17 protein-coding genes are annotated in these 21,604 nt (G+C 65.1%); 2 read left to right on the top strand and 15 right to left on the bottom strand.

What is annotated here, in order from left to right:
- Both A985_RS29555 and A985_RS0121535 read right to left on the bottom strand, forming a co-directional pair.
- On the bottom strand, nucleotides 1-1,101 hold a 1,101-nt coding region (locus A985_RS29555), incomplete at its 3' end, for an AMP-binding protein (protein WP_232424705.1).
- Nucleotides 1,098-2,561 (bottom strand): aldehyde dehydrogenase family protein, encoded by a 1,464-nt coding sequence (locus tag A985_RS0121535; protein ID WP_017235449.1) that lies wholly within the window; start codon nucleotides 2,559-2,561, stop codon nucleotides 1,098-1,100. The genes A985_RS0121535 and A985_RS29555, both read right to left, overlap by 4 nt.
- A gap of 287 nt (nucleotides 2,562-2,848) precedes the next feature.
- Here A985_RS0121535 and A985_RS0121530 point away from each other — a divergent pair, with 287 nt between their 5' ends.
- Nucleotides 2,849-3,613, top strand: a complete 765-nt coding sequence (locus A985_RS0121530) for an IclR family transcriptional regulator (RefSeq protein ID WP_017235448.1) — start codon at nucleotides 2,849-2,851, stop codon at nucleotides 3,611-3,613.
- Here the strand turns inward: A985_RS0121530 and A985_RS0121525 are convergent.
- The 6 genes from A985_RS0121525 to A985_RS0121500 all read right to left on the bottom strand — a co-directional run bounded on the left by A985_RS0121525 (nucleotide 3,603) and on the right by A985_RS0121500 (nucleotide 10,932).
- Entirely contained in the window at nucleotides 3,603-4,991 is a 1,389-nt protein-coding gene (locus A985_RS0121525; RefSeq protein ID WP_017235447.1) for a four-carbon acid sugar kinase family protein, read from the bottom strand. The genes A985_RS0121530 and A985_RS0121525 overlap by 11 nt on opposite strands.
- Nucleotides 4,992-5,026: 35 nt before the next feature.
- The gene (locus A985_RS0121520) at nucleotides 5,027-6,307 is read right to left on the bottom strand and encodes a ribulose-bisphosphate carboxylase large subunit family protein (protein ID WP_017235446.1); all 1,281 of its coding nucleotides are present in this window, start codon (nucleotides 6,305-6,307) and stop codon (nucleotides 5,027-5,029) included.
- Complete coding sequence (locus A985_RS0121515) at nucleotides 6,304-6,858, bottom strand: VOC family protein (protein WP_026132269.1); 555 nt, start codon at nucleotides 6,856-6,858, stop codon at nucleotides 6,304-6,306. The genes A985_RS0121520 and A985_RS0121515 overlap by 4 nt, the downstream gene beginning before the upstream one ends.
- A 172-nt stretch (nucleotides 6,859-7,030) precedes the next feature.
- Nucleotides 7,031-8,950 (bottom strand): TRAP transporter large permease subunit, encoded by a 1,920-nt coding sequence (locus A985_RS0121510; protein WP_017235444.1) that lies wholly within the window; start codon nucleotides 8,948-8,950, stop codon nucleotides 7,031-7,033.
- Between the two features lies 1 nt (nucleotide 8,951).
- Nucleotides 8,952-10,004, bottom strand: a complete 1,053-nt coding sequence (locus A985_RS0121505; protein WP_017235443.1) for a TRAP transporter substrate-binding protein — start codon at nucleotides 10,002-10,004, stop codon at nucleotides 8,952-8,954.
- A 112-nt stretch (nucleotides 10,005-10,116) separates the two neighbouring features.
- Nucleotides 10,117-10,932, bottom strand: coding sequence for an SDR family NAD(P)-dependent oxidoreductase (locus A985_RS0121500; RefSeq protein WP_017235442.1), 816 nt, complete (start codon nucleotides 10,930-10,932; stop codon nucleotides 10,117-10,119).
- Nucleotides 10,933-11,147: 215 nt separating this feature from the next.
- On the opposite strand from A985_RS0121500, the gene A985_RS0121495 reads away from it, so the two are divergent.
- Nucleotides 11,148-12,170 (top strand): LacI family DNA-binding transcriptional regulator, encoded by a 1,023-nt coding sequence (locus A985_RS0121495; RefSeq protein ID WP_017235441.1) that lies wholly within the window; start codon nucleotides 11,148-11,150, stop codon nucleotides 12,168-12,170.
- A gap of 126 nt (nucleotides 12,171-12,296) precedes the next feature.
- Here A985_RS0121495 and galE read toward each other — a convergent pair whose 3' ends face one another.
- From galE to A985_RS0121460, 7 genes are all read right to left on the bottom strand, one after another.
- Complete coding sequence (galE, locus tag A985_RS0121490) at nucleotides 12,297-13,319, bottom strand: UDP-glucose 4-epimerase GalE (RefSeq protein ID WP_017235440.1); 1,023 nt, start codon at nucleotides 13,317-13,319, stop codon at nucleotides 12,297-12,299.
- Between the two features lie 30 nt (nucleotides 13,320-13,349).
- Nucleotides 13,350-15,182, bottom strand: coding sequence for a glutamine--fructose-6-phosphate transaminase (isomerizing) (gene glmS / locus A985_RS0121485; protein WP_017235439.1), 1,833 nt, complete (start codon nucleotides 15,180-15,182; stop codon nucleotides 13,350-13,352).
- A 162-nt stretch (nucleotides 15,183-15,344) separates the two neighbouring features.
- Nucleotides 15,345-16,244: an endo alpha-1,4 polygalactosaminidase gene (locus A985_RS0121480; RefSeq protein ID WP_157211550.1), complete on the bottom strand. Its 900-nt coding sequence runs from the start codon at nucleotides 16,242-16,244 to the stop codon at nucleotides 15,345-15,347.
- A 20-nt stretch (nucleotides 16,245-16,264) separates the two neighbouring features.
- The gene (gene pelG / locus A985_RS0121475; protein ID WP_017235437.1) at nucleotides 16,265-17,644 is read right to left on the bottom strand and encodes an exopolysaccharide Pel transporter PelG; all 1,380 of its coding nucleotides are present in this window, start codon (nucleotides 17,642-17,644) and stop codon (nucleotides 16,265-16,267) included.
- Nucleotides 17,644-19,191, bottom strand: coding sequence for a GT4 family glycosyltransferase PelF (gene pelF / locus A985_RS0121470; protein ID WP_017235436.1), 1,548 nt, complete (start codon nucleotides 19,189-19,191; stop codon nucleotides 17,644-17,646). The genes pelG and pelF overlap by 1 nt, the downstream gene beginning before the upstream one ends.
- The gene (locus A985_RS0121465; protein WP_017235435.1) at nucleotides 19,191-20,192 is read right to left on the bottom strand and encodes a lipopolysaccharide assembly protein LapB; all 1,002 of its coding nucleotides are present in this window, start codon (nucleotides 20,190-20,192) and stop codon (nucleotides 19,191-19,193) included. Before A985_RS0121465 ends, pelF begins: the two co-directional genes overlap by 1 nt.
- A complete protein-coding gene (locus tag A985_RS0121460; protein WP_017235434.1) occupies nucleotides 20,185-21,597 on the bottom strand; it encodes a PelD GGDEF domain-containing protein in 1,413 nt (470 codons plus the stop codon). Before A985_RS0121460 ends, A985_RS0121465 begins: the two co-directional genes overlap by 8 nt.
- Nucleotides 21,598-21,604 lie beyond the last annotated feature (7 nt).

Here is a 21,604-nt window from a genome sequence, read left to right as displayed (position 1 = left end):
CCCCCCCCCCCCCCCCCCAAAAAAAAAGCCGATGCTGCCCACGCGTCGCCGGGTCGCGTCGAGCGGATTGCTGAACACTGGGGCCGCCGTCTCGGTCATGCCCATCGTCTCGATGATGCCGATACCGAAGCGCGCCTCGAAGGCTCGATGGTGATCCGCCGGTAGCGCCGCCGAGGCGCTTCGGCAAAAGCGCAGCGCCGCCAGCGCGGTGCGGTCCGGCACCTCGCCTTCGAGCAGATAGGCCACGATGGTCGGCACCACGTTGATCCACGAGCATTGCGCGGCCGTCACGTCGCGCCAGAACGTGCGCGCCGAAAAGCGCGGCGCCATCGCGACCGAGCCGCCGTGAAACAACGGCGCGAGCAGTGTGACCACGAGTCCGTTGATGTGATAGAGCGGCAGCGACGCGAGCACACGGTCGTGCGGCGTCAGACAATGCTCCGCGCTGATGAACCCCGCATTGGCCAGCAGGTTCCCGTGCGTGAGCATCACCCCTTTCGGCACGCCTGTCGTGCCCGACGTGTACATGAGCAACGCGACGCCGTGCATCTCCGCCGGTACCGGCGCGGCAAGTTGCGTCAGCGGGGCAATCTCGGGCAACGTTGTCGCCTCGGGCGAAGTGCAGACGAGCGCCACGGGTCGCGTCATGCCTTGCGCGCGCAACGCGTCCACCGCTTGCGCGACGGCGGGCAGCATCGCCTCGGACACGAAGATCAGCCGTGTGTCCGAGTGCTCTACGATGTACTCCATCTGCGCAGGCTGGCACAGCAGGTTGATCGGGTTGACGATCAGGCCGCTGTACATCGCCGCGAGAATCAACCGTGCCGTCTGAAGGCCGTTGCCCATGCAGACCGACACGATGTCCCCCTGGCGCAGTCCGGCGGCGGCAAATCGTCGGGCGAGTTCGCGGCAATCGTCGCGCAAGCCGGTAAAGGTGAGCGTGACGGTGTCGTCGCCCGTCTCGCGGGTCGTCAGCAGGTAGGTCTTTTGGCCGAACGCGTCGGCTTGGGTGTCGATGAGCTCGCGCAGCGTGCGCGGCGTCCTCTGGGTTTCGTGGGCTGTGACGTCGGCGACCGACGCCGGATTCATGGGCGCGTTCATCGTCCGACCCTCGCGAAATAGTCGCCCAGCAGATCGTCGACGTCGGGCACGGCCGATGCGATGGGGAACGCCACGCGTGTCACGTTCAGGTACTGACGAAAGCCGAGGTTGTCGGTGAAATTGTTCTTCCCCCAGGTGCCGCAGCCCATCGACAACGAGAACGGCAGGCCGTTGTCGAAATTACCACCCGTTGCGAAGCAATGCGCCTGGTTGACGATCACGCGTGCGACCGGCAACGTCTCGGCCAACGTCACCGCCTGCGCCGGATCCGACCCATGCAGTCCAACGGAATGGCCCGCGCCCATGTAGGCGTAGATCCGCTCGACGAGCGATGCCGCCTCGGCAAAGTTCCCGGCACGATAGACCGTGAGTACCGGCGAGAGTTTTTCGCCCGAGAACGGATGATCGGCGCCCACGCCCGACTCCTCGACCATCAGGAACGCCGGTTGCTGTGCCGCCACGTCGTCGAGCCCGGCCAACTGCGCGATCGTTTGCGCCGCTTTCGCCGTACAGCCGCCCGCCAGCTTGCCATCCACCCACATGACGTCCTGAAGTGCGCGCTTCTGGCTGGCGCTCAGCAGCACGCCGCCGGCGGCACGCAGCGCGTCGATCATGGCGTCGTAGACCGGGCTTTCGATCACGACACTGTTCTCCGACGAACAACTCGTCGCGTTATCGAAGGTCTTGGAGCGCGCAATCTTGCCCGCCGCATCGGTCAAATCGGCGCTGGCCGTCACGATCGACGCCACGTTGCCCGCTCCGACGCCGAACGCCGGCGTGCCGCTCGTATAGGCCATGCGCACGTTCGCCTGCGAGCCGGTGGCGACGATCAGGTCCGCCTGACGCATCAGCGCCGCCGTGGCGGCCTTGGTGATCGGCGCAGGCAGCATCTGCACGAGGTCCGGCGACAACCCGGCCTTGGCGAGTTCCGCGTGAATGAATTCGAGCAATAACGCGCACGCCGAATGTCCCTTGGGCGACGGCGCGACGATCACCGCATTGCCACACTTGAGCGCGTTGACAATCTTGTTCGCGGGGGTGGCCGCGGGGTTGGTGGACGGCGTGATCGCCGCGACGACGCCCACCGGACGCGCAATCTCTACGATGCCTTTCTCTGTGTCCCGCGCGATGACGCCATGCGTCTTGCGCCCGTGCAGATCGCGCAGCAGGCCGAGTGTCTTGCGGAAGTTCTTCTGGAACTTGTCGTCGACGTTGCCGAGTCCGGTGTCGCGCACCGCGAGTTCGGCGAGTTGGCGATTGCGCGACGGCTCCATGATCGCCCACGCCGCCGCGCTGGCCGCCATGTCGAGCGTCTGTTGCCCCGCGCTCGCGAAGTCGCGCTGCGCCGCCTGCGCGCGGGCGACGAGTGCCGCGACCTGAGCGTCGACGTCCTGCTGCGCAAGCGCGTCTGCGCGGGTGCCGGTTGGAGGAACGATGGCTCCGAAGGCCCGTGAATTCATGTGATGTCTCCTGATGCGCAAGGCGCCGGTTGTGGCTTGGGTTCGCGACTCCAATCTAGCCAACCGGGTGGTGTCGCAGGTCTCAAATTCCCGGACAAACCGGACACATTGGACAGGTGTATCGATCGTCTCGATATTCGGGACCGATGCGGTCCGCAAAAGTGATGAAAACGATGCAAAATCACGTTAAACAGCGAAGCCGGAATGAGGGAGTCGCAGGTGCGGCGAGTCGGAACCCGTCGCAGCGGCAGACCGGGACTGCGCGAGGCATGGCATCAGGAGACAACATGACGGCATCGAATCAATCGAACGCAGCCGCGGTGCGGGCGTTCCGCGTGCTCGAGACCCTGGCGACGGCTGGCGGACCGCTCTCGATGATGGATCTCGTCAACGCGCTGGATTTGCCGAAGCAGACGGTGCATCGCATCCTCACCCAGCTCAAGGACGCCTGGCTCATCACGCGCAGCGCCAACGACCGCCGCTACGAATGCTCGCCGCGCGTTCGTGCGCTGGCGATCAACGTGCTGATGCAGACCGGCGCCGCCGCCGCGCGGCATGGCTTGCTCGAGCAACTGGTCACGCGTATCGGCGAGACGTGCAACCTCACGATGCTCTCGGGCAACGACGTGATTTATGTGGATCGTGTGGAGACGGAATGGCCGCTGCGCATGCACCTGCAGCCGGGTTCGCACGTGCCGATGCACTGCTCGGCCAGCGGCAAGCTGCTACTGAGTTTCCTGCCGAAGGAACGGCGCGAACGGTTGATCGAAACCCTGCCGCTGCGCAAATTCTCGGAGCAGACGTTGACCGACCGCGGTGAATTTCGCACCGAACTCGAGCGCACGCGCCGGCGCAAGATGGGTATCAACAATCAGGAACACTTGCAGGGCTTGATTGCGATTGCGGTGCCGGTCATGCTCAACCGCAATCGCGCCTGCGCGGCCATTGCGGTGCAGGCCCCCATCGGACGGCTGACGCTCGACGATCTCCTCGCCTTCGAGCCGGAGCTGAGATTCGCCGCCGAGGAGACGGCGAAAACCTTCAAGAACTGAGTGACTCGGTGCGTGACAATGTGCCGCGCACCAGACGTTCGAACAGATCGACCCCGCCCATCTGCCCGCCTTTGAGCAGGATCTCCATGCCGTCGAGCGCTGGCGCATCGCTGCGAAGGCGGCACAAGGGCGCCCCCGGCGACACCATGCCCGCGTAAGCCAGCCCCCAGGCATCGAGCGCGCGCACGCCGTGGCTCGACGTGTCACCGCCGGCAATCGCCATGCGGGAGACGGGCACCTCCTCCAACACCAGCCTGAGCAGCCGCCCGCCCGCTTGCGCCAATGCCAGCGCAGGGACCGCCCGATTCTGCGTCGACGGTTGGGGGGGTGATTCAGTCGATGCGTCGGCGAACGGCACGGTGCAGGCGAGCGTGTGGCGTCCGGCGCGAAGGTGCGTGGCCAGTTGCGCGGCGGCCTCGCGGCAGTAGCGCCCATCCGGCTCGATCAGTCGGGCGGCGTCGAGGCGCACGACCTCGAACGAGACAGCGGCCGTCACCTGGGCCGCCGTCACCGGCGACAGGCTTCCCGCCAGCACCAGCACTGGACCCTTCGCCGGCGGGACATCGTCATCCACTGCCTCGCCGCTTCGCGACATCGCGCTCGCCAGCGCCTGCGTCACGCTGCTCGGCCCTACGGCCAGCAGCGGTGAGCGCCGCGCCGCGCCCCAGAGCTGCGCGCCGATCTGCGGCAAGTCGCCCTGCCGGGCCACGTCCCAGAGCACGTTGACCACACCCTCGGCCCGTAACGCGTCGACACGCGCCGACACGACATTCGTCGCAGCGGTCTCCCCAGCGTCGTCCCCCGGCGGCGTGTCGTAGCATGTCCAAGGCACGAGACCGATATCGTTCAGGCCCTGCTGCGCCAGATGACGCCGCAGATCGGCTTCATGCATCGGCGTCACCGGATGACGGCTCATCGTCGGATGCCGGTCGATGCGTACGACTTCACCGCCCACGCCGGCCGCAGCGAAGAGATTGCCGAAAAGGCAGTAGCGGCCAAGATTGGGCTGTCCCCCGACGATCGCGACCCATGGGCTCGGCATCGACGACGACAACACACTCACGGCCTCGCCAATACTTCCGACCTCCGGCGCGCTATCGAACGTCGAGCAGGTCTTGTAATGCAGCACCGTGGGTTGCAAGTGCCGGGCCAGCGCCGCAATCGGCGCCAGCTCTTCACGCATGCGGTCCGGCGCGAGCGAGCGCGACACGCCGGCGATTCCCAGGCAATCGAGCGGCCCGAGCGTCGTGAGACGCGCCGCATCCGGGGGCGCGAACAGCAGAATGCTGCGCAAGCCTGCGCGTGCCGCACTCGCCAGGGTATCCGTCGCACCGGTGAAGTCATCGCCGTAATAAAGCAGTTGGGGACGATGTGTCATATCCGCCGGAGATTCGATAGGCATGGCAGCACCGGTCAATGGCCAAAGAATCGCAACGCGGCCGCCAACGCGGGCGCATCGCGAGACGCCTCTTCAAGCGACTGGCCGGCACGCACCGCCGCCCAAGCGTCGCGCAGACTCCGCACGCCCGCCGCCGGGCCATCGGGATGCGCCAGAATGCCGCCGCCCGCCATGAAGAGCAGATCGTCGCGGCCGACGGCGCGCCAGGTCGCCGGCACCGTGCCGGCCCATTGCCCCGACGAGAACGCCGGCATCACCTGGTCTCGCTCGATGTCCTGCTCGGCAGCATCGACGGCCAGCGGCGCATAGCAGTCGTGCGCCGACTCGATCACCTCCTCGTCGGCCTGTGCGAACTTGCCTTGCAGGCCATGCACATGCATGTGATCGACACCGGCCAGTCGCCAGAGGGTTTGATAGGCCTGAAAGCCCATGCCCAGCATCGGATCGCGCGACATCGCACCGTAGCCGTTCCGATGCGCGTGGATTGCCAGATCGGTGTGACGGCGCAGCGTCTGCACGGCAGAGAATCCGCACCAGTTCAGGCTCACCATGACGCAATTGCCGCCTTCGCGCGTCACAAGATCGGCATGGCGTCGCATCGCATCCGTTTCGTCGGTGATATTGAAGGCCACCATCACCTGCTTGCCGGTGCGCGCCCGATGCTCGCGTACGGCAGCCATCACCGCGGGCACCCGCTGCGCGAGCGGCGCGTGCACGGGGTTGGCACACACTTCGTCATCCTTGATGAAGTCCACGCCCGCCGCGCACAGCCGCGCGACCAGCGCCGCCGTTTCCGTGGCGCTCATGCCGACGTTCGGCTTGAGGATCGTGCCGACCAGCGCGCCTTCGCTCACGCCCGTCGCTTCGCGCGTGCCTGCGATGCCATAGCGCGGAAAGTCGAACTGCTGTCGGTAGCTCGCCGGCAACGCAATGCGCTCCAGCCGCATGCCCGTCACTTCGCCAAGGTCATACAGATTGCCCGCAAGCGTGGCGGCAAGCGTTGGCAGATTGACGCCGACGTTGTCATACGGAAACGCTATCCGAACACGGGCCCGATGCCACGGGCCACGGATGCCCTTGCGCTCGAGAAAGGCGTTCGGCAACGACGGCTGCGCAACGTCGCCCACGAGGTCGACCGCTTCGACCACGGCGCGCGCGCGCTCACGCAGCGCATCCGTCTCTCCCGCCACGCGGGTAAATGTGCCGCAGGACTGCTCGCCGGCCATGACTTCGGCGACCTTGCGCGGATCGAGCGGCGTCTCGATCAGATAGGTGGCAGACAGGGTCGCGCTCATAGCGTCGTGAGGTCCGGAAAGGCGCGCACGGGGTCGGTGCCGTCCCAGGCGGCCGCAGCCTCGCGAATCATCGTGAAGAGCTTGCCCTTCGGGCCGGCGACTTCGGACAGCTCGATCGTCGTCCCGGGATGACAGCCGGGGTCGGCGCTGCGGTCCTCGAAATAGACGAAGCGGCCGTTCTCGCCGACTTCACCGCTCATGCAGACTTCGAACCCGGCGTCGCGCGCGCGCGCCAGATCGGCGTCGAAGTCCTCGGTCCAGTACGCCACGTGCTGCGCCCCGCTGCGCCCGGCATTGAGGAAGTCGCGGTACATCGACGGCACGTCGTTGCGGATCTGCAGCAATTCGATCTGCAACCCGCCCGCGTTCGCCAGCGCCACGGCGTTGTGCGGTTCGAAGCGCTCGCCGCGGTAGGTGTAGTTGCGGATCGGCACCTTGGGGTTGTAGTACCACGGCCCGACACCGAGTACATTCGACCAATAGGTCATTGCCGCCTCGATGTCCGGCACAAGGTATGCCACCTGGCGAATCTCGCCGAAGAATCTGCTCATGGTCTTCTCTGTAATCGTCTTTTGCGTAAGGTCCGGATGGGCGGCGCCACGCGAGGCGAATCGACCGCGCCCTCCGCCATCCTTGAATGTGGTGATGCATACCACTGCATGGTTCACTTGCCGCGCCGTGGTGTCGTCGGTGTCGTCGGTGTCGTCGGTGTCGGCGGCTTCGTCAATGAAGGAAGCCGATCGAGATCCAGGGAATTGCCGCCACGCAGATCAAACCGACGATGAGCGCCGCGAGATAGCCCCAGATCGCCCGCATGCCTTTCGCGGGATCGACCTTGCCGATGGCACAGGCGGCGTAATACCCCACGCCGAACGGCGGTGCGAACAGCCCCAGCCCCATCGAGAGCACCACGATCATCGCGTAATGCACCTCGTGCACGCCAACCGCGCGGGCGATCGGAAACATCAGCGGTCCGAACAGCACGATGGCCGGAATGCCCTCGAGCACGCTGCCCAGCACGATGAACGCGACGATGGACACCACGATGAAACCCGCACTTCCACCGGGCACGCGTTCCATCGCAGCCGCGAAGTCCTGCGCGAAGCCCGATTGCGTGAGTCCCCACGCCATGCCGGTCGCCGCACCAATGATGAAGATGATCGCGCCCGACAAGGCTGCCGTCTCGATCAGCATCGGCAGCAGCCGCCGCGTGTCGAACCTGCGATAGAGCAGCAAGCCCGCCACGACCGAATATGCGATGCCGATGGTCGATACCTCGGTGGCCGTTGCAATGCCCTCGACGACCGCCGCACGAATCACGAACGGCAGCGCCACCGCCGGCAATGCGTACACGAAGGCGCGCCACACATCACCCTTCTTCGCCTTCTCCACACCGGACAGATCCTCGTGGCGATAACGCCACCACACCACGCTGCACAGCGCAATGCCGAGCACCACGCCGGGCAGCAAGCCCCCGGTGAACAGCGCCGAAATCGACACCCCCGTCACCGACCCGATGGTGATCAGCACGATCGAGGGCGGAATGGTCTCGGTCTGTGCGCCCGTCGTCGAGAGCAACGCCACGAGATCGCCGGGATCCGCCCCGCGCTTCTTCATCTCGGGGAACAGCACGGGCGCGATGGCCGCCATATCGGCCGCCTTGGAGCCGGAGATGCCCGACACCAGGTACATCCCGCCGATGAGCACATAGCTCAGGCCGCCACGCACATGACCGAGCAGGCTTGCGAGAAACTGCACCATCGCCCGCGCCATGCCCGTCATCTCGATCAGCAACCCGAGGAAGACGAACAGCGGCACCGCCAGCAGGATCAGGTGCGACATGCCTTCGTCCATCCGGCCCACGAGCACGACCATCGGCGTGTGCGTTGTCAGCGCGAGAAAGCCGAAGGTCGCCAGGGCGAACGAGAACGCGATCGGCACGCCCGCGAACACGCACGCCCCGACGACACCCGCGAAGAAGATGACCAGATTCCAGCGCCCGAGCGGCGCCAGCACCGGTCCGAGCAGCCAGAAGCCGACGCACACCACGCCCACCAGCGCTACGGCCTGGATCACCCGCGCGGCGGGTGCGGTGCGCAGCAGCCGCAATACGCTCACCACGAGCATCAAGGCCACGCCAACCGGCAACGCCGCCGCGCGCCAGACGTTGCTGATCTCCATCGCGGGCGTGATCACGAACGCCTCCTCCGACGCGTACTCGTACGCCGGATGCACGATGAGCAGCAGGAACGCGAGCGCGGCGGCGATCGCCAACACGTCGAGGAATGCCCGCGTCGACGGCGATGCCTTGCCGACGAACGCCGTCATGCGCATATGCTCGCCGCGCCGCAACGCGACCACGGCGCCGAGCATCGACATCCAGAGAAAGAGAATGCCGGCGAGTTCGTCGCCCCAGACCAGCGGGGCATGGAACACATAGCGCGCGATGACCCCGGCGAGCATCACGAGGATGTCCGCGAGCACGAGCAGCGCCGCGGGAATCTCCGTGAGCCAACCGATGGCGCGATCAAGGCTGCCGACGAACGCCCGCCAGCCACGCAACGGCAGGTCGGCGGCAGCGCTCGCCGGCAGCGAGTCCCCGGCGGGCGCGCCGTGCGGGGAATGCGCAGGACGGGGAGTCATCTCAGGCCACCTTGCCGGCCGTCGCTTCGAGAAGCGCCCACGCTTCCGGGCCGAATTTCTTCTTCCACTCGGCGTAGTAGCCCGACTTCTGCAACTGGGCGCGGAACGTCTCCGGCGCTGCGGCATTGAACGCGAGCCCCTTGCTCGAGAGCGCGTTCTGCAGGCCCGTGTTGAGCTTGTAGACGTCTTCGCGCTGCTGGATCGCGGCCTCGTTGAAGGCCCGCGCGGCGATGACCTTGAGGTCGTCCGGCAGCGCGCGCCACGAACGGCCATTCACCACGAGGTGATAGCCGTCCCAGCTATGGTTAGTGACCGAGCAGAACTTCTGCACTTCGTAGAGCTTCGCCGTTTCCACAATGGCGAGCGGGTTCTCCTGCGCGTCGACAACATGCGTCTGCAGTGCTGAGTAGACCTCGCTGAACTGAAGGCTCGTCGGCGACGCCTGCAGCGACTTGAACAGCGAAATGCCCATCGGGCTCACCGGCACGCGAATCTTCATGCCGGCAAGATCGGTCGCCTTCGTGATGGGCTTGTTGCCGCTCGTGATCTGACGGAAGCCGTTGTCCCACATCTTCTCAAAGGTGTAGAGCCCCGTCTTCGCGAAGGTCTCGCGAATGCTGTTGCCGAGCTTGCCGTCGACCGCGTGCCACACCTGGTCGTAGTTGGAGAACGCAAAGCCCACCGCCGTAATGGCACTGATCGGCGCGAGCGTCGCAATCACCATCGTGCCGGCGTTGAAAATGTCGATACCGCCGTTGCGCACTTGCGCGAGCATGTCGGTGTCGCCGCCGAGCTGATTGTTCGGGAAGATGCGCAGTTCCATGCGCCCCTTGCTCTCCGAAGCGATGCGCGCCGCGACCTCCTGTGCCCGCACGTTCAGCGGGTGGCTGACCGGCAGATTGTTGCCGTACTTGAATACGTATGCCGGCGCCGCGGCACGCGCCATGCGCGGCAGCGCGCCCGTCACACCGGCAACGCCCGCGACACCCAGTGCGGGCAAGGCGGAAAGCGCGCGCAGAATGTTGCGTCGGCCCTGAGAAGTTGAGTCGGTCATGCGCATGTCTCCTGATTTATGGTTTTTTACACAAGCGTCGGCGCGGCGTTAAGCGCGACGGCGCGAAATGCCGACACCCCGTTCGCCGATTGATCCGCCCGGCGGCGTGGCGTCAGTTGCAGCGAACGTGCATGCCGCCGTCGACGAGCAATTCCACGCCGTTGATGTAGCGCGCCTCGTCCGACGCCAGAAAGACGGCCGCATTTGCCACATCCCAACCATCCCCCATGCGACCGGTCGGGGACAGACGGTTGCGCGCCTCCACCATCGCCTGCGCACTCGGGTAAAAGCCGGAAATTTGTTGATAGATGTGCGGCGTGTCCATCACGCCCGGCAGAATGCAATTCGCCCGGATGCCCTTGGCCGCATACTGCAATGCCACGCTCTGGGTGAGCGAATTCACCGCCCCCTTCGATGCCGCATAGGCGCAATAGGCATAGCCAGTCCAGCGCACGCCGCCGAGCGCGCCGATGTTCACGATCGCGCCGCTGCCCTGGGCCTCCATGAGCGGCAGCACGGCCTTGCACGTGAGGAACATGCTCTTGACGTTGACCGTCATCACGCGATCCCAGACGTCCTCGGTGGTTTCCACGGGCCCGCCCTGGGAGGTAATGCCGACATTGTTGTGCAGAATGTCGACGCGACCGTAGGTCTCGATGGCGGACGCCACGGCACGCTGGACGTCGTCCCAGCGCGTAACATCGGCGGCCAGCGCAACGGCGTCGTTGCCTTCGTCGGCGATCACACGGCGTGTGACGTCAGCCGCTTCCTGCGCTCGGTCCACGGCGACGACCTTGGCGCCGCTGCGGGCATAGGCCACGGCAGCCGCCTTGCCATTGCCCCACCCATCGCCGACCGATCCCGCGCCGAACACCAACGCCACGCGTCCCGCCAACCGACGCGGCGCCGACTCACCGACTGCTGCCATCACAATGTCTCCTGTGCATTCGCGTACCGGCCTGGCGGTACGTTCGTGGATGTCTTGAAGACGTACGATAGGTCGCAACGCCATGATCGACCAACTCTGAATCGTGATGTGATTTGATGTGTTTTGATGAAGTATGCTGTGATCGTCGACGCGACGGCACGTCAAGCAAGACCGCCGCCGCACATCACATCGAGGGGAAGCGAATGAGACGAAACATGCCCAATCTGGCCGACATCGCACGTCTGGCGGGCGTTTCCACGGCAACGGTCGATCGCGTGCTGCATCGCCGCGAGGGCGTGCGGCAGACGACCGTGCAGCGCGTGCTACATGCGGCCGGTGAGCTGCAATACCTGCCTGAGCCGGCACTGGAAGCGGTTCGGGCGGTGCCGCCCACGCAGGTGCTGTTCGTCCTGCCCGGTCGCAGCAGCAAGTTCCTTCGCATGCTGGGCGAATGGGTACAGTGCTCGCAAAACCAATGGGCGCCGTATCACGTGAACTGTCGCGTCCAGTTCATCCAGGGGTTCGATCCGGACGCACTGTCAGCCGCATTGCTGCGACGTGGACGCGGCTGCAACGGGGTGGCCTTCATGCCGCTGGAGCACCCGAAGGTGCGCGAAGCCGTCGACACGCTGGCCGACGAGGGCGTGGCGGCCGTGACTTTGGTGTCCGACCTGTCGCACTCGCGGCGCATTGCCTACGTGGGGCTGGACAACGGATCGGCCGGGCGAACCGCGGCGTATCTGATCGCACGCTTTGTCGGGGCAAAGCGGCACGCGAAAGTCGCGCTCATCGCGGGCTCGCTCAGCTACAAGGCGCACGTCGAACGCGAGGCGGGGTTTCTGCAGCTCTTCTCCGAGCAGTATCCGCAGATGCAGGTCGTGGGGCTTCGCGAAGGCTATGACGACGAGGCGGTCAACTATCGGCAAACGCGCGCGTTGCTCGAGCAGCATCCGGATCTCGCGGCGATCTACAACATCGGTGGCGGATCGGAAGGCGTCGGCCAGGCGCTCAAGGAAGCGGGAATGCAACACAAGGTGGTCTTCATCGGGCACGGTCTGACGCCGGATACCCGCGCACTGCTCATCGACGGATCGATGGATGCCGTCATCACGCAAAGCCCGCAAAGCGCCATCATGAACTGTGTGCGCATCTTCGCCAATCTGCGCGAAAAACGCGATCTGTCCGCCGGCATCGAGGCGAATCGCAGCCAGGTGATCTTTCGCGAGAATCTGCCGTAAGCCATCGCACGGCGGCGAGGCGTTGCGCGCCGTGCCCGCAGGTTTGCGTGAAGCGTACCGACGCGTCGAACCCGTGCCCCTTTCCCCGTGCTCGACACGCCGACCGACCAAGACAAAACACCAGGCTCAGCGATAACCGTTCGGGTTGCGCATCTGCCAGCGCCAGTGATCGGCGCACATGCGATCGATACCGTATTCGGCTTCCCAGCCGATGAGATCGCGCGCCATCGCGGTCGCCGCGTAGCAGCTACCGATGTCGCCGGCGCGTCGCTCGACGATTTCGTACGGCACCGGCTGGCCGCTCGCGGCTTCGAACGCCTTCACAACCTGCAGCACGGTGTAACCGTGCCCGGTGCCCAGGTTGACCGTGAAGCCGCCATCGCGTTGCTTGAGCGCATCGAGTGCGGCCAGGTGCCCGCGCGCGAGATCGACCACGTGAATGTAGTCGCGCATGCCCGTGCCGTCCGGCGTCGGCCAGTCGCCGCCGAACACCCGCAGGCGCTGGAGCTTGCCGACCGCCACTTGCGCCACGAACGGCATCAGGTTGTTCGGCACGCCGGCGGGATCCTCGCCGATGCGCCCGCTCTCGTGTGCGCCCACCGGATTGAAGTAACGCAACAGCGCGATACGCCAGCTCGGGTCCGCCTTGGCCACGTCGTTCAGGATCGTCTCGGCCATGAGCTTGGTCTGACCGTAGGGATTCGTCGCCGACAGCGGGAACGATTCGTCGATGGGTACCGTTGCCGGATTGCCGTACACGGTCGCCGACGAGCTGAACACGAGATCCTTGACGCCATGCGACTGCATGGTCTCGACCAGCGTGAGCAAGCTGTCGATGTTGTTGCGATAGTAGGCGAGCGGCATCTCGACCGACTCCCCCACCGCCTTGAGCGCGGCGAAGTGAATTGCGCCGGTAATGCCGAAGCGCGTGAACAGGTCGTCGAGGTCGGGCTTCGAGCATGCGTCGCCTTCGATAAAGACCGGGGCGCGCCCGGCAATTTCACCGATGCGCCGCACCGCCTCCCGATGGCTGTTGACCAGATTGTCGAGAATGACCACGTCATAGCCGTGCGCGAGCAACTCGACACAGGTATGCGAGCCGATGTAACCGGCACCGCCGGTCACGAGAATGGTTCCGAGTGTATTCATGCTTTGCCCTTGAGGCATCTCATCCGTTGGCTATTCGACGGTCACCGATTTCGCCAGATTGCGGGGCTTGTCGACGTCGGCGCCCCGGGCACACGCCGTATGATAAGCCAGCAATTGCAGAGGCACCACGTGGAGCACCGGCGACAGCTCACCGTAATGCTCGGGCATGCGGATGACACGAATACCGTCCGCGCTGGCAATGCGCATATCGCCGTCGGCCAGCACGTAGAGTTCGCCGCCACGCGCGCGCACTTCCTGCATGTTCGACTTGAGCTTCTCCACCAGCACGTCGTTCGGCGCAACGGTCACCACCGGCATCTGCTCGCTGACCAGCGCGAGCGGGCCGTGCTTGAGTTCCCCTGCGGGGTACGCCTCGGCGTGGATGTACGAAATCTCCTTGAGCTTCAGCGCCCCTTCGAGGGCGATCGGATAGTGCAGCCCGCGCCCGAGAAACAGCGCGCTCGGCACGTCGGCAAATTGCGCCGCCCAGGCAATGAGCTGAGGCTCGAGCGCGAGCACGCTCGTGAGCGCCGCCGGCAGGTGACGCAACTGCGCGAGGTGGCGCGCCGCTTCGTTCGCATCGATGCGCTTGCGCTCGACACCGAGCGTGACGGCCAGCATGAACAGCGACACGAGTTGCGTGGTGAACGCCTTGGTCGACGCCACGCCGATTTCCGTGCCCGCGCGCGTGATGAACGACATCGCCGTCTGCCGCACGAGCGCGCTGGTCGCCACGTTGCAGATCGCCAGCGTGCGATCGTGTCCCAGGCTCTGGGCATGCTTGAGCGCGGCAAGCGTGTCGGCCGTCTCTCCCGACTGCGAGATGGTCACGACGAGCGCTTGCGGATTGGGCACCGACTCGCGATAGCGGTACTCGCTAGCGATCTCGACCTGCGTGGGAATGCCGGCGAGCGCTTCAAGCCAGTATTTAGCGGTGAGCCCCGCGTAGTAGCTGGTGCCGCAAGCGAGAATCAGCACACCGTTCACCTGCGGCAAGACGTCGGCGGCGCCTTCGCCGAACAAGGCCGGAGAAAACTCGGTGATATCGGCAATCGTGTCCGCAATCGCCCGCGGCTGCTCGAAGATTTCCTTCTGCATGTAATGCTGATACGGTCCCAGCGAGACTTCAGACTGGTACGCCGCCATCGCGCGCACCGAACGCTCGACCTCCACGCCCTGCGCGTCGAGCACCGACACGCGCGCGGGTGTGAGCAACGCCACGTCGCCTTCCTCGAGATACATGAACCGGTCGCAGTGACCGGCGAGCGCCATGGCGTCGGAAGCGAGGAAATGCCCATCCGCCGCAAAGCCGATCACGAGCGGCGAACCTTGACGCGCGCACACCATGCGCTCCGGTTCGTCCTTGCTGATGACGGCGATGGCATAGGCGCCCCGCAATTGCGCTACGGCCGAGCGCACGGCGTGCACGAGCGTGCCACCGTCGTTCGCCGCGAAATGCGCATCGACCAGATGGGCGATGACTTCGGTGTCGGTCTGGCTCGTGAACTCGTAGCCCTTGGCCCGCAGCGCTTCGCGCAGCGCCTCATGGTTCTCGATGATGCCGTTGTGCACCAGCCCGATCCTTTCGCGCGAGAAGATCGGATGCGCGTTCTCGGTCGCCGGCGCGCCGTGCGTCGCCCACCGCGTGTGCGCGATGCCCAGTCCCGCGCCCATGGCCGCGTCGGCCAGTTGCGCCTGGAGTTGCGCCACGCGCGACACGCTGCGCACGCGCGTGAGCCGATGCGCTGCGTCGAGTACGGCCACGCCGCACGAATCATAGCCACGATATTCGAGACGGCGCAGTCCTTCGACCAGCACCGGTACCACGTCACGGCGTGCCACGCCGCCCACGATTCCACACATGACTTCCCCTCAACAATCAATTGGATGAGCGCAGCACGACGCCACCGCCCGAATGGCCGGTTGCGTTCGCCTGCGTGTTGACCTGTCTGATGTCCGGCGTGGTGATGACGGCTCGCCGGGATTGTCTTCCGCCTTCTTCGTTGTCTCGCGCGGTGCGCTGCGTCAGTTCTGCGCCGCGGCGGGATTGACCTGCATGAGGTGACCGTCGCCCACGTAAGGAATGAGGCCCTGCGCACGAATCTGCGCCACGGCTTGCCTGGCGCACTCGGTATCCGAGGGGGCGCAGTAATCGATAGCGATCACCGGCAGGTCGTAGCGCTCGCGCACTTCGCGCGCCCGCGCGAGCAACCACGCGCGATCGTCTTCCGGCACCGCCACGTAGCGCTGATTCCCCTCGTCCCAACCGCGATAGAGCGATTCGAACGCCACGGCCGCCACGTCGCCGTGCACCTCGGGCATCAGCACGAAACCGCGATTCAGAATCAGTTCGGCGCGCGGGAAACGGCGCCGAATTCGCTTGATGACCGCGACCAGCCCGGCTTGCTGACGCGCACGCTCGGCATCGGTCTTGGCGACCAGTTCGTACGAATCGAGCGTGTCGAGGAAAAAGCCGCGATAGCCCTTGGCCCATAACGGCGCGATGACCTTCTCCACGAAAAACTGAGGCCAGCCCGGGGCGGCCTGATCGATCACTTCCGATTTCCAGTCGCCATTGCGGCCAATACGCCACGCTTTCGGGATCGCGGCGTAGTAGTCGCGCGTGGACAAGACTTCGCCCACGCTGACGTAAGCGATCCAGCGCCGGCCCTTGGGCTCGGTGGCCGGGTCGACGGCCTTCGGCACGAAGCCGTTGTCGGGCTCGATCACCACCTGATCGTAGCCGGCAAGCGCCTTCGGGTCGAGCGTCGCGCCATAGAAAAACGCAATGCGCCCGAAGACAGGCGGCTGCGCCGATGCGGTGTTGAGGAAGAAGCCGGCAAAGACCCCCACCACGCCGCCCATGAATCGAGCCAGTGGGCGACGCCACCAAGTGGCGTGCGGTTGCGTCGTGATGTCAGACATGGCGATCGGCAGCGGCAGTGTCAGCGCTGCTGTTGCAGCATGTAGGTTTCATATTCGAGCGCATCGAGCCGGCGATCGAGCAAGTGCATCGCCACCATCACGACGACCAGCAGCGCCAGCGCGAAACCGTAGCCGTAGGCATTCGGTCCGAGCATCAGCGTGGCCCACGTGAACAGGCCGTTGGCGACGACCATCGCGGCAGTGAGCGCCAGCACCGTGCCACGCCGGTCCAGATAAAAGAAGATGTTCAGAATTCCGAGGAAAAGCACTTGCAGGCTCGCGGAAATGACGTCGATGTGCAGCAGCGGCAGATACAGCACCGAAATGCCGATCAGCCGCAACAGCTTGTCGCCGAACGCGAAGATCAGCAGCGTAACGACCGCCTGGATCTTCAGGATTTCGTACAGACCGGTGCGGACCGAGCGCACCATCATGTCGCGCGATTCTTCGATGTACTTGAGCGTACCGCCGGTACGCACCGCGTTGAAGAACTGATCGTAGTACTCGACGAAATCCGTCTCGATACGCAGCAGAAACACCGCCATGCCCGGAATCACGCACAGGTACGAGAGGAACACCGGCAGATCGTAGATCACCGACGCGCGCAGCGGGCCGATCACGTCCTGCCCGGTGACCGGATAGAACCAGAACATCAGCTTGTCGAGCCAGATGCCCAGATTGAACAGCAAACCCACGAACATCAACGACGGATACGAGAAGCGACGCGCAAAGACCTGCCAAAGCAGATATTCGTCCGTGCGGTAGTTGCGGTGAATCAGACAGACCATGCCGAGCAACAGGATCAGGTGACCGATGACGAAACCGCCGAGCAGCCCTTCGAGTCCGTAGCGGTTGAGCAGCACCGCACTCACCACCGTCACCGTGTAGCCGACGAAGAAGATCGCCAGCACGGCACGGTATTGCTTCACGCTCGTGAGAAACAACACGCCGATCCAGATATTGCTCACGATCACGAAGCCCGTGAGCATCAACAGCCGATAGCCCGTCGACTGGCCGCGGAACACGGTCAGCGCGAGGATGAGACCGATGATGCCCGTGCCGACCGTCGTGACCAGTGCGACCGCGTTGTAGTTCGGCAGCACCAGATCGGGACGCCGCTCGAACAGCCGGTCGCTCAGAAAACGCGTGAACGAGAGTTGAAGTATGCCCGTGATGATGAGGCTGAACGCGATCAGATACGTCACCGACACCTGGAACTGCACGATGAGGCCCGGCGGTTGCACGACCGCGAGGCTCATCAGGCCGATGAGCAGAATACCGAGAATCGAGAGAATCAGCGGGCCCGCGCTGATGACCCCGGCGTAGCCATAGGCCGCCAGCGTGCTGGTCAGCGTGTCGCGCCGGAGAATCTTGCGAAGTTCAAAGCCAATACCGGCCATCAGTGGTCTCCCGCAACCACCCCGGCGGCGGGACGCGCCAGCAGTGTCTCGTACAGACTGCGATAGGCGTCCTGCATCTGGGTGATCGTGTAATAGCGTTCGACGCGCGCGATCGCCGCGCGCTGGGCCGCATGCCAGGTGGTGGGCTCGAGCACGTCGAGCAGCGCCTGGGCGAATTGCTCCGGGTTGGCGATCTGCACGACCTTGCCGGCAGGCCCAAGGGCGCGATCCTCATTGCCCAGGCCTTCGACCAGTTGGCGGCACGAGCCGACGTCGGTCGTCACCACGGGCACGCCGGCCGCATAGGCCTCCAGCACCACCAGCGGCAACGCTTCGGAAATCGACGACAGCGCCATGACGCCGACCTGCGGCAGGATGTCGGACACCTTCTGAAAGCCCATGAACCGAAGGCTGTCTTCCAACCCCAGGCTCGCCGCAATGTCACGACACTCCTGCGCGTAGGCCGGATCTTCTTCCTCGGGGCCGACCACCCACCCCTGCAGCCCCGGCATGTGGCGGCTGGCGATGAAGATCGCCCGAATGAACGTCTTGATGTCCTTGATGGGCACCACCCGGCCGATCAGCGCCACCACCGGCGGGATGTCGGCCGGACGCTGCTCGCGCAGCGGCGCAAACTGCGCCACCGAGATGCCATTGGGCGTGTTGCGGGTCTTGTGCTCGGGCGCGCCGTCGGCGATCTGGCGCAGACGATTGCCCTCGAAGAGCGCGGTGATCTCGTCAGCCGCCTCGTAGCACACGCGTCCCATCGCTTCGAAGAAGCGCACCCACAGGTTCTGGAAATAACCGACCTGCGAGATGTCGCGCTCGAACAGGCCCCGGTTGTCTCGAATCCACTGGCTCTGCAGCAGATCGATCTTGCGCTCCTTGGTATAAATGCCGTGCTCCGAGACCAGCAGCGGACGCTGGTGCTTGAAGCGCAGCAACGCGCCCAGGAAGCCTGCGTACCCCGTGGAAACGGTGTGGTACACCTTGGCCGGGATCAACTGGTCGCAAATGCGCGCGAGTTGCCACAGCGGCTTGTGCATGATCCGGATCGTCCAGAAATAGTCCGTGAACGACGGATCCAGGCAGTACTTCTTGTAGCGATCGGTGATCGTGTCCCACGAGCGCCGGCTGTGCAGGAAATTGGCCTCGCTGATCTCGCCGTCTTCGGCGAGCATCGGAATCACGTCGTGAATCAGCTTGCCGATGCCTTGCAGGTCGTCGCGCCGACGCAGCATGTCATGCATCTTCTCCATCTTCTCGAACGCCTGCGTGTCGCCTTCGGCGGCGCGCATCGGCGCAGGCGCCTCGAATTCGTACAGATAATGCGCCTCGAAATGCACGATGTTGTCGTACATCGGATAGACCATGTCGCCGTAGTCTTCGCGACGGCTACCGATGAACACGACGGCAAACGTCAGGTCCGGGAATGCGCGGATCATCTGATCCACCCACGACGACACGCCGCCCCGCACATACGGGAAGGTGCCTTCGAGCAGCAAAGCGATGTCGGCCGAGTCAGCGCGACGTTCGTTGGTACGCATTAGCGGGTCCAGAAACGCATGACGGGCTGCAGCATCGGGGTGGCCGTGCCATTCCCGAGGCCGGCGAGCATCTGCCCGACCCGTCCATATTGATGTTTGAGGAACGCGACTTCGGCAAGCCAGGGCACGAGTCGGTCCGCAGGAAATTGATGGAACTCGGCACGCTGCAGACACTGTTCCGCTTGCTCCGGATCGTGACGCATCAGCGCGCAACGGCCCAGCAGGTACCACATGACCGCATCGCTCTCGCGATGGGCGAGCGCCTCGCGGGCAAATCGCTCCACGCGCTCCATCGTGAATCGGTACACCTCGCCGCGCACGAGGTTCTGATAAATCAGCTCCCAGTACAACTCGGCGAGCCGATGGTTCGCGTCGGCACGATCATCGTCGTTCTCTGCACGATCGCGCTGGGTGCGCGCGTCGAAAATACGCTGCATGATCTGCTTTTCCACGCCGTCGATAATCCCGTAGGCGAGCAACCGGATCTCTTCCACCGGATCGGCCAGCAGGTCACGCATGATCTCGCCGGTGGCCCGCGACGGCAGGGCCTGCACCGACACCAGTGCGGCCACGCGGTCTTCGCTGGTGCCTTGCGTGTTGCGCAAGCGCGCACGCAGGCGCGCACCGGCGCCGTGCGTGACGCGCGAGACCAGATACGTCACGAACTCGGGGCGGTCAACCGCCCCGGAGCGGGCGAGCTCTTTCGGCGCGGGGAACAGCACGCTGATCGCCATCACGCCGAGGAACAGCAGCAAACCGCCCACCGGCATGAACAAGCTGATCGCCAGGCTGTGCCAAAACGCCCCGGTACGCCCGTGGTAATGCTCTGGCAGTACCGAACGAACGAAGGTCGCGGTGAGCACTGCCGTGAGCAGTTGCCATCCAAAGAAGACCACGAGCGGGTCGATCCGCCAGGCCGGCTCGAAAAGCGTGCGCACCGCCTGGGCCTGCGCGAGCAGGGCCAGGATACCGAGCGTGATCGCCAGCAGTTTTTTAAGCATGATCGCGGCAGCGCTCCAGCAATTTGCTCAGCCCCTCGCCCGGGGCGCGCTCATCCACGCTCGCCGAGTGCACCGCCACGTGACCGGTTTGGAAATCCAGCCCGTATTGCTGACGCAGCGCGCTCTCGATGCGGATGAGGTACCCGTCGATGCCATTCTCATCGGTGATCGGCATCAGGGCGATGGCGATTTGCTGACGAGGGCCTGACTGAATCCACAAGGCGTCGAGCGCCCGGCGCGAACGCACGGTCTGCTCGAACAGCGAATCGCCGCTCGCGCCGCGCGGGAAAACGAGCGCCACGAGCGACGACTGGATGCCGCTCTGGCGCTTCATGCGAGCAAGGCGTCCCAACTCCAGCGCGAAGTCGTAGGGCACGCTTGGCACCTCGTCGCGCACGCTCGCCACCACGCCCTGCTGCGCCACGCCGTCGGCGTAATAGGCCAGCAGCACCAGCAGCAATTGCAGGTTGTCGTGATTGAGCGCGAGGAACGACATGCGGCGCACGATCAGCATGCCGTTGATGTTGCCGTCCGTGTCGGTGAGCGGTGCGCACACAATATACGCACTCCCCTCGCCGACCGTCACGTCGTCGCGCACATGCGAGAGCGTGCCTTCGCGCAGGCAAGTCTGCACGAGCGGATCGCTCTCCACGGGCGTGAACGCCTCGCCCACGCACGCCACCGCCGTGGGCACCAGCCGCCCGAGGTGCACCGGGAAGACCGACGCCACTTCGATCTGGCACGTCAGCGCGGCAAACTCGAGCATCGGCTGTGCGTTGGGCAACGTTTGCGCCGCGGCGCCCGCCTCGTTGGAGGTCGTCAGTTCTCGCAATCGCATGATGGCATCGCGCATGGTGCTCGGCTTGGTGAGCAAATCGCGCTCGAGCCGTTCGTGCGAGACACGCAGCAGGTAGTGATTGTTCGTAATGGCGACGAGGCGATCGTTCAGATACGTGTTGATGCCCCGAGCCCGGGTCGCGCGGTTGCCCCAGATGTCGCAGAAGTGCCCGCCAACGACGATCATCGTGAAGCCGCCGACGAAGAACATCGCCGGGAACGGCTCGCCATGCAAGCCATACAAGCCGTACCAGACGGCGGCGAGCACGAGACCCGCCACCACGCCGAGCAGCGCGCCGTAGCGCAGCGCCATGACCAGGGCGACGAGCCACATCCATGGAAAGCCCAGCCCGATGAGCAGCGGATCGCCGGGTCGCAGCAGCCAGGCAATCGCCACGGCGAGCGCCATGCCGGTGACCACCTCGAAGACCGCTACCGGGCGCGCCACGGCCGGCGCGATCAGTCGGCCATAGGTGCTCACGTTGCCGAACGGCTCCGAGCGTCGCACCTGTTCCGGGCCGACGGGCTTCGCGTCGATGGCAGCGTCCTGTTGAGTCGCGGTTTTCACGATGCGG

It is taken from the genome of Pandoraea sp. B-6 (assembly GCF_000282835.1).
GTDB classification, from domain to species: domain Bacteria; phylum Pseudomonadota; class Gammaproteobacteria; order Burkholderiales; family Burkholderiaceae; genus Pandoraea; species Pandoraea cepalis.
This window is presented reverse-complemented; position numbering and strand designations above follow the sequence as displayed.

What these genes read in the sequence shown, in the direction of transcription:
- A985_RS0121535 (WP_017235449.1), bottom strand. Translation starts at nt 2,561, where the DNA reads ATGAATTCACGGGCCTTCGGAGCCATCGTTCCTCCAACCGGCACCCGC.
- A985_RS0121530 (WP_017235448.1), top strand. Translation starts at nt 2,849, where the DNA reads ATGACGGCATCGAATCAATCGAACGCAGCCGCGGTGCGGGCGTTCCGC.
- A985_RS0121525 (WP_017235447.1), bottom strand. Translation starts at nt 4,991, where the DNA reads ATGACACATCGTCCCCAACTGCTTTATTACGGCGATGACTTCACCGGT.
- A985_RS0121520 (WP_017235446.1), bottom strand. Translation starts at nt 6,307, where the DNA reads ATGAGCGCGACCCTGTCTGCCACCTATCTGATCGAGACGCCGCTCGAT.
- A985_RS0121515 (WP_026132269.1), bottom strand. Translation starts at nt 6,858, where the DNA reads ATGAGCAGATTCTTCGGCGAGATTCGCCAGGTGGCATACCTTGTGCCG.
- A985_RS0121510 (WP_017235444.1), bottom strand. Translation starts at nt 8,950, where the DNA reads ATGACTCCCCGTCCTGCGCATTCCCCGCACGGCGCGCCCGCCGGGGAC.
- A985_RS0121505 (WP_017235443.1), bottom strand. Translation starts at nt 10,004, where the DNA reads ATGACCGACTCAACTTCTCAGGGCCGACGCAACATTCTGCGCGCGCTT.
- A985_RS0121500 (WP_017235442.1), bottom strand. Translation starts at nt 10,932, where the DNA reads ATGGCAGCAGTCGGTGAGTCGGCGCCGCGTCGGTTGGCGGGACGCGTG.
- A985_RS0121495 (WP_017235441.1), top strand. Translation starts at nt 11,148, where the DNA reads ATGCCCAATCTGGCCGACATCGCACGTCTGGCGGGCGTTTCCACGGCA.
- galE (WP_017235440.1), bottom strand. Translation starts at nt 13,319, where the DNA reads ATGAATACACTCGGAACCATTCTCGTGACCGGCGGTGCCGGTTACATC.
- glmS (WP_017235439.1), bottom strand. Translation starts at nt 15,182, where the DNA reads ATGTGTGGAATCGTGGGCGGCGTGGCACGCCGTGACGTGGTACCGGTG.
- A985_RS0121480 (WP_157211550.1), bottom strand. Translation starts at nt 16,244, where the DNA reads ATGTCTGACATCACGACGCAACCGCACGCCACTTGGTGGCGTCGCCCA.
- pelG (WP_017235437.1), bottom strand. Translation starts at nt 17,644, where the DNA reads ATGGCCGGTATTGGCTTTGAACTTCGCAAGATTCTCCGGCGCGACACG.
- pelF (WP_017235436.1), bottom strand. Translation starts at nt 19,191, where the DNA reads ATGCGTACCAACGAACGTCGCGCTGACTCGGCCGACATCGCTTTGCTG.
- A985_RS0121465 (WP_017235435.1), bottom strand. Translation starts at nt 20,192, where the DNA reads ATGCTTAAAAAACTGCTGGCGATCACGCTCGGTATCCTGGCCCTGCTC.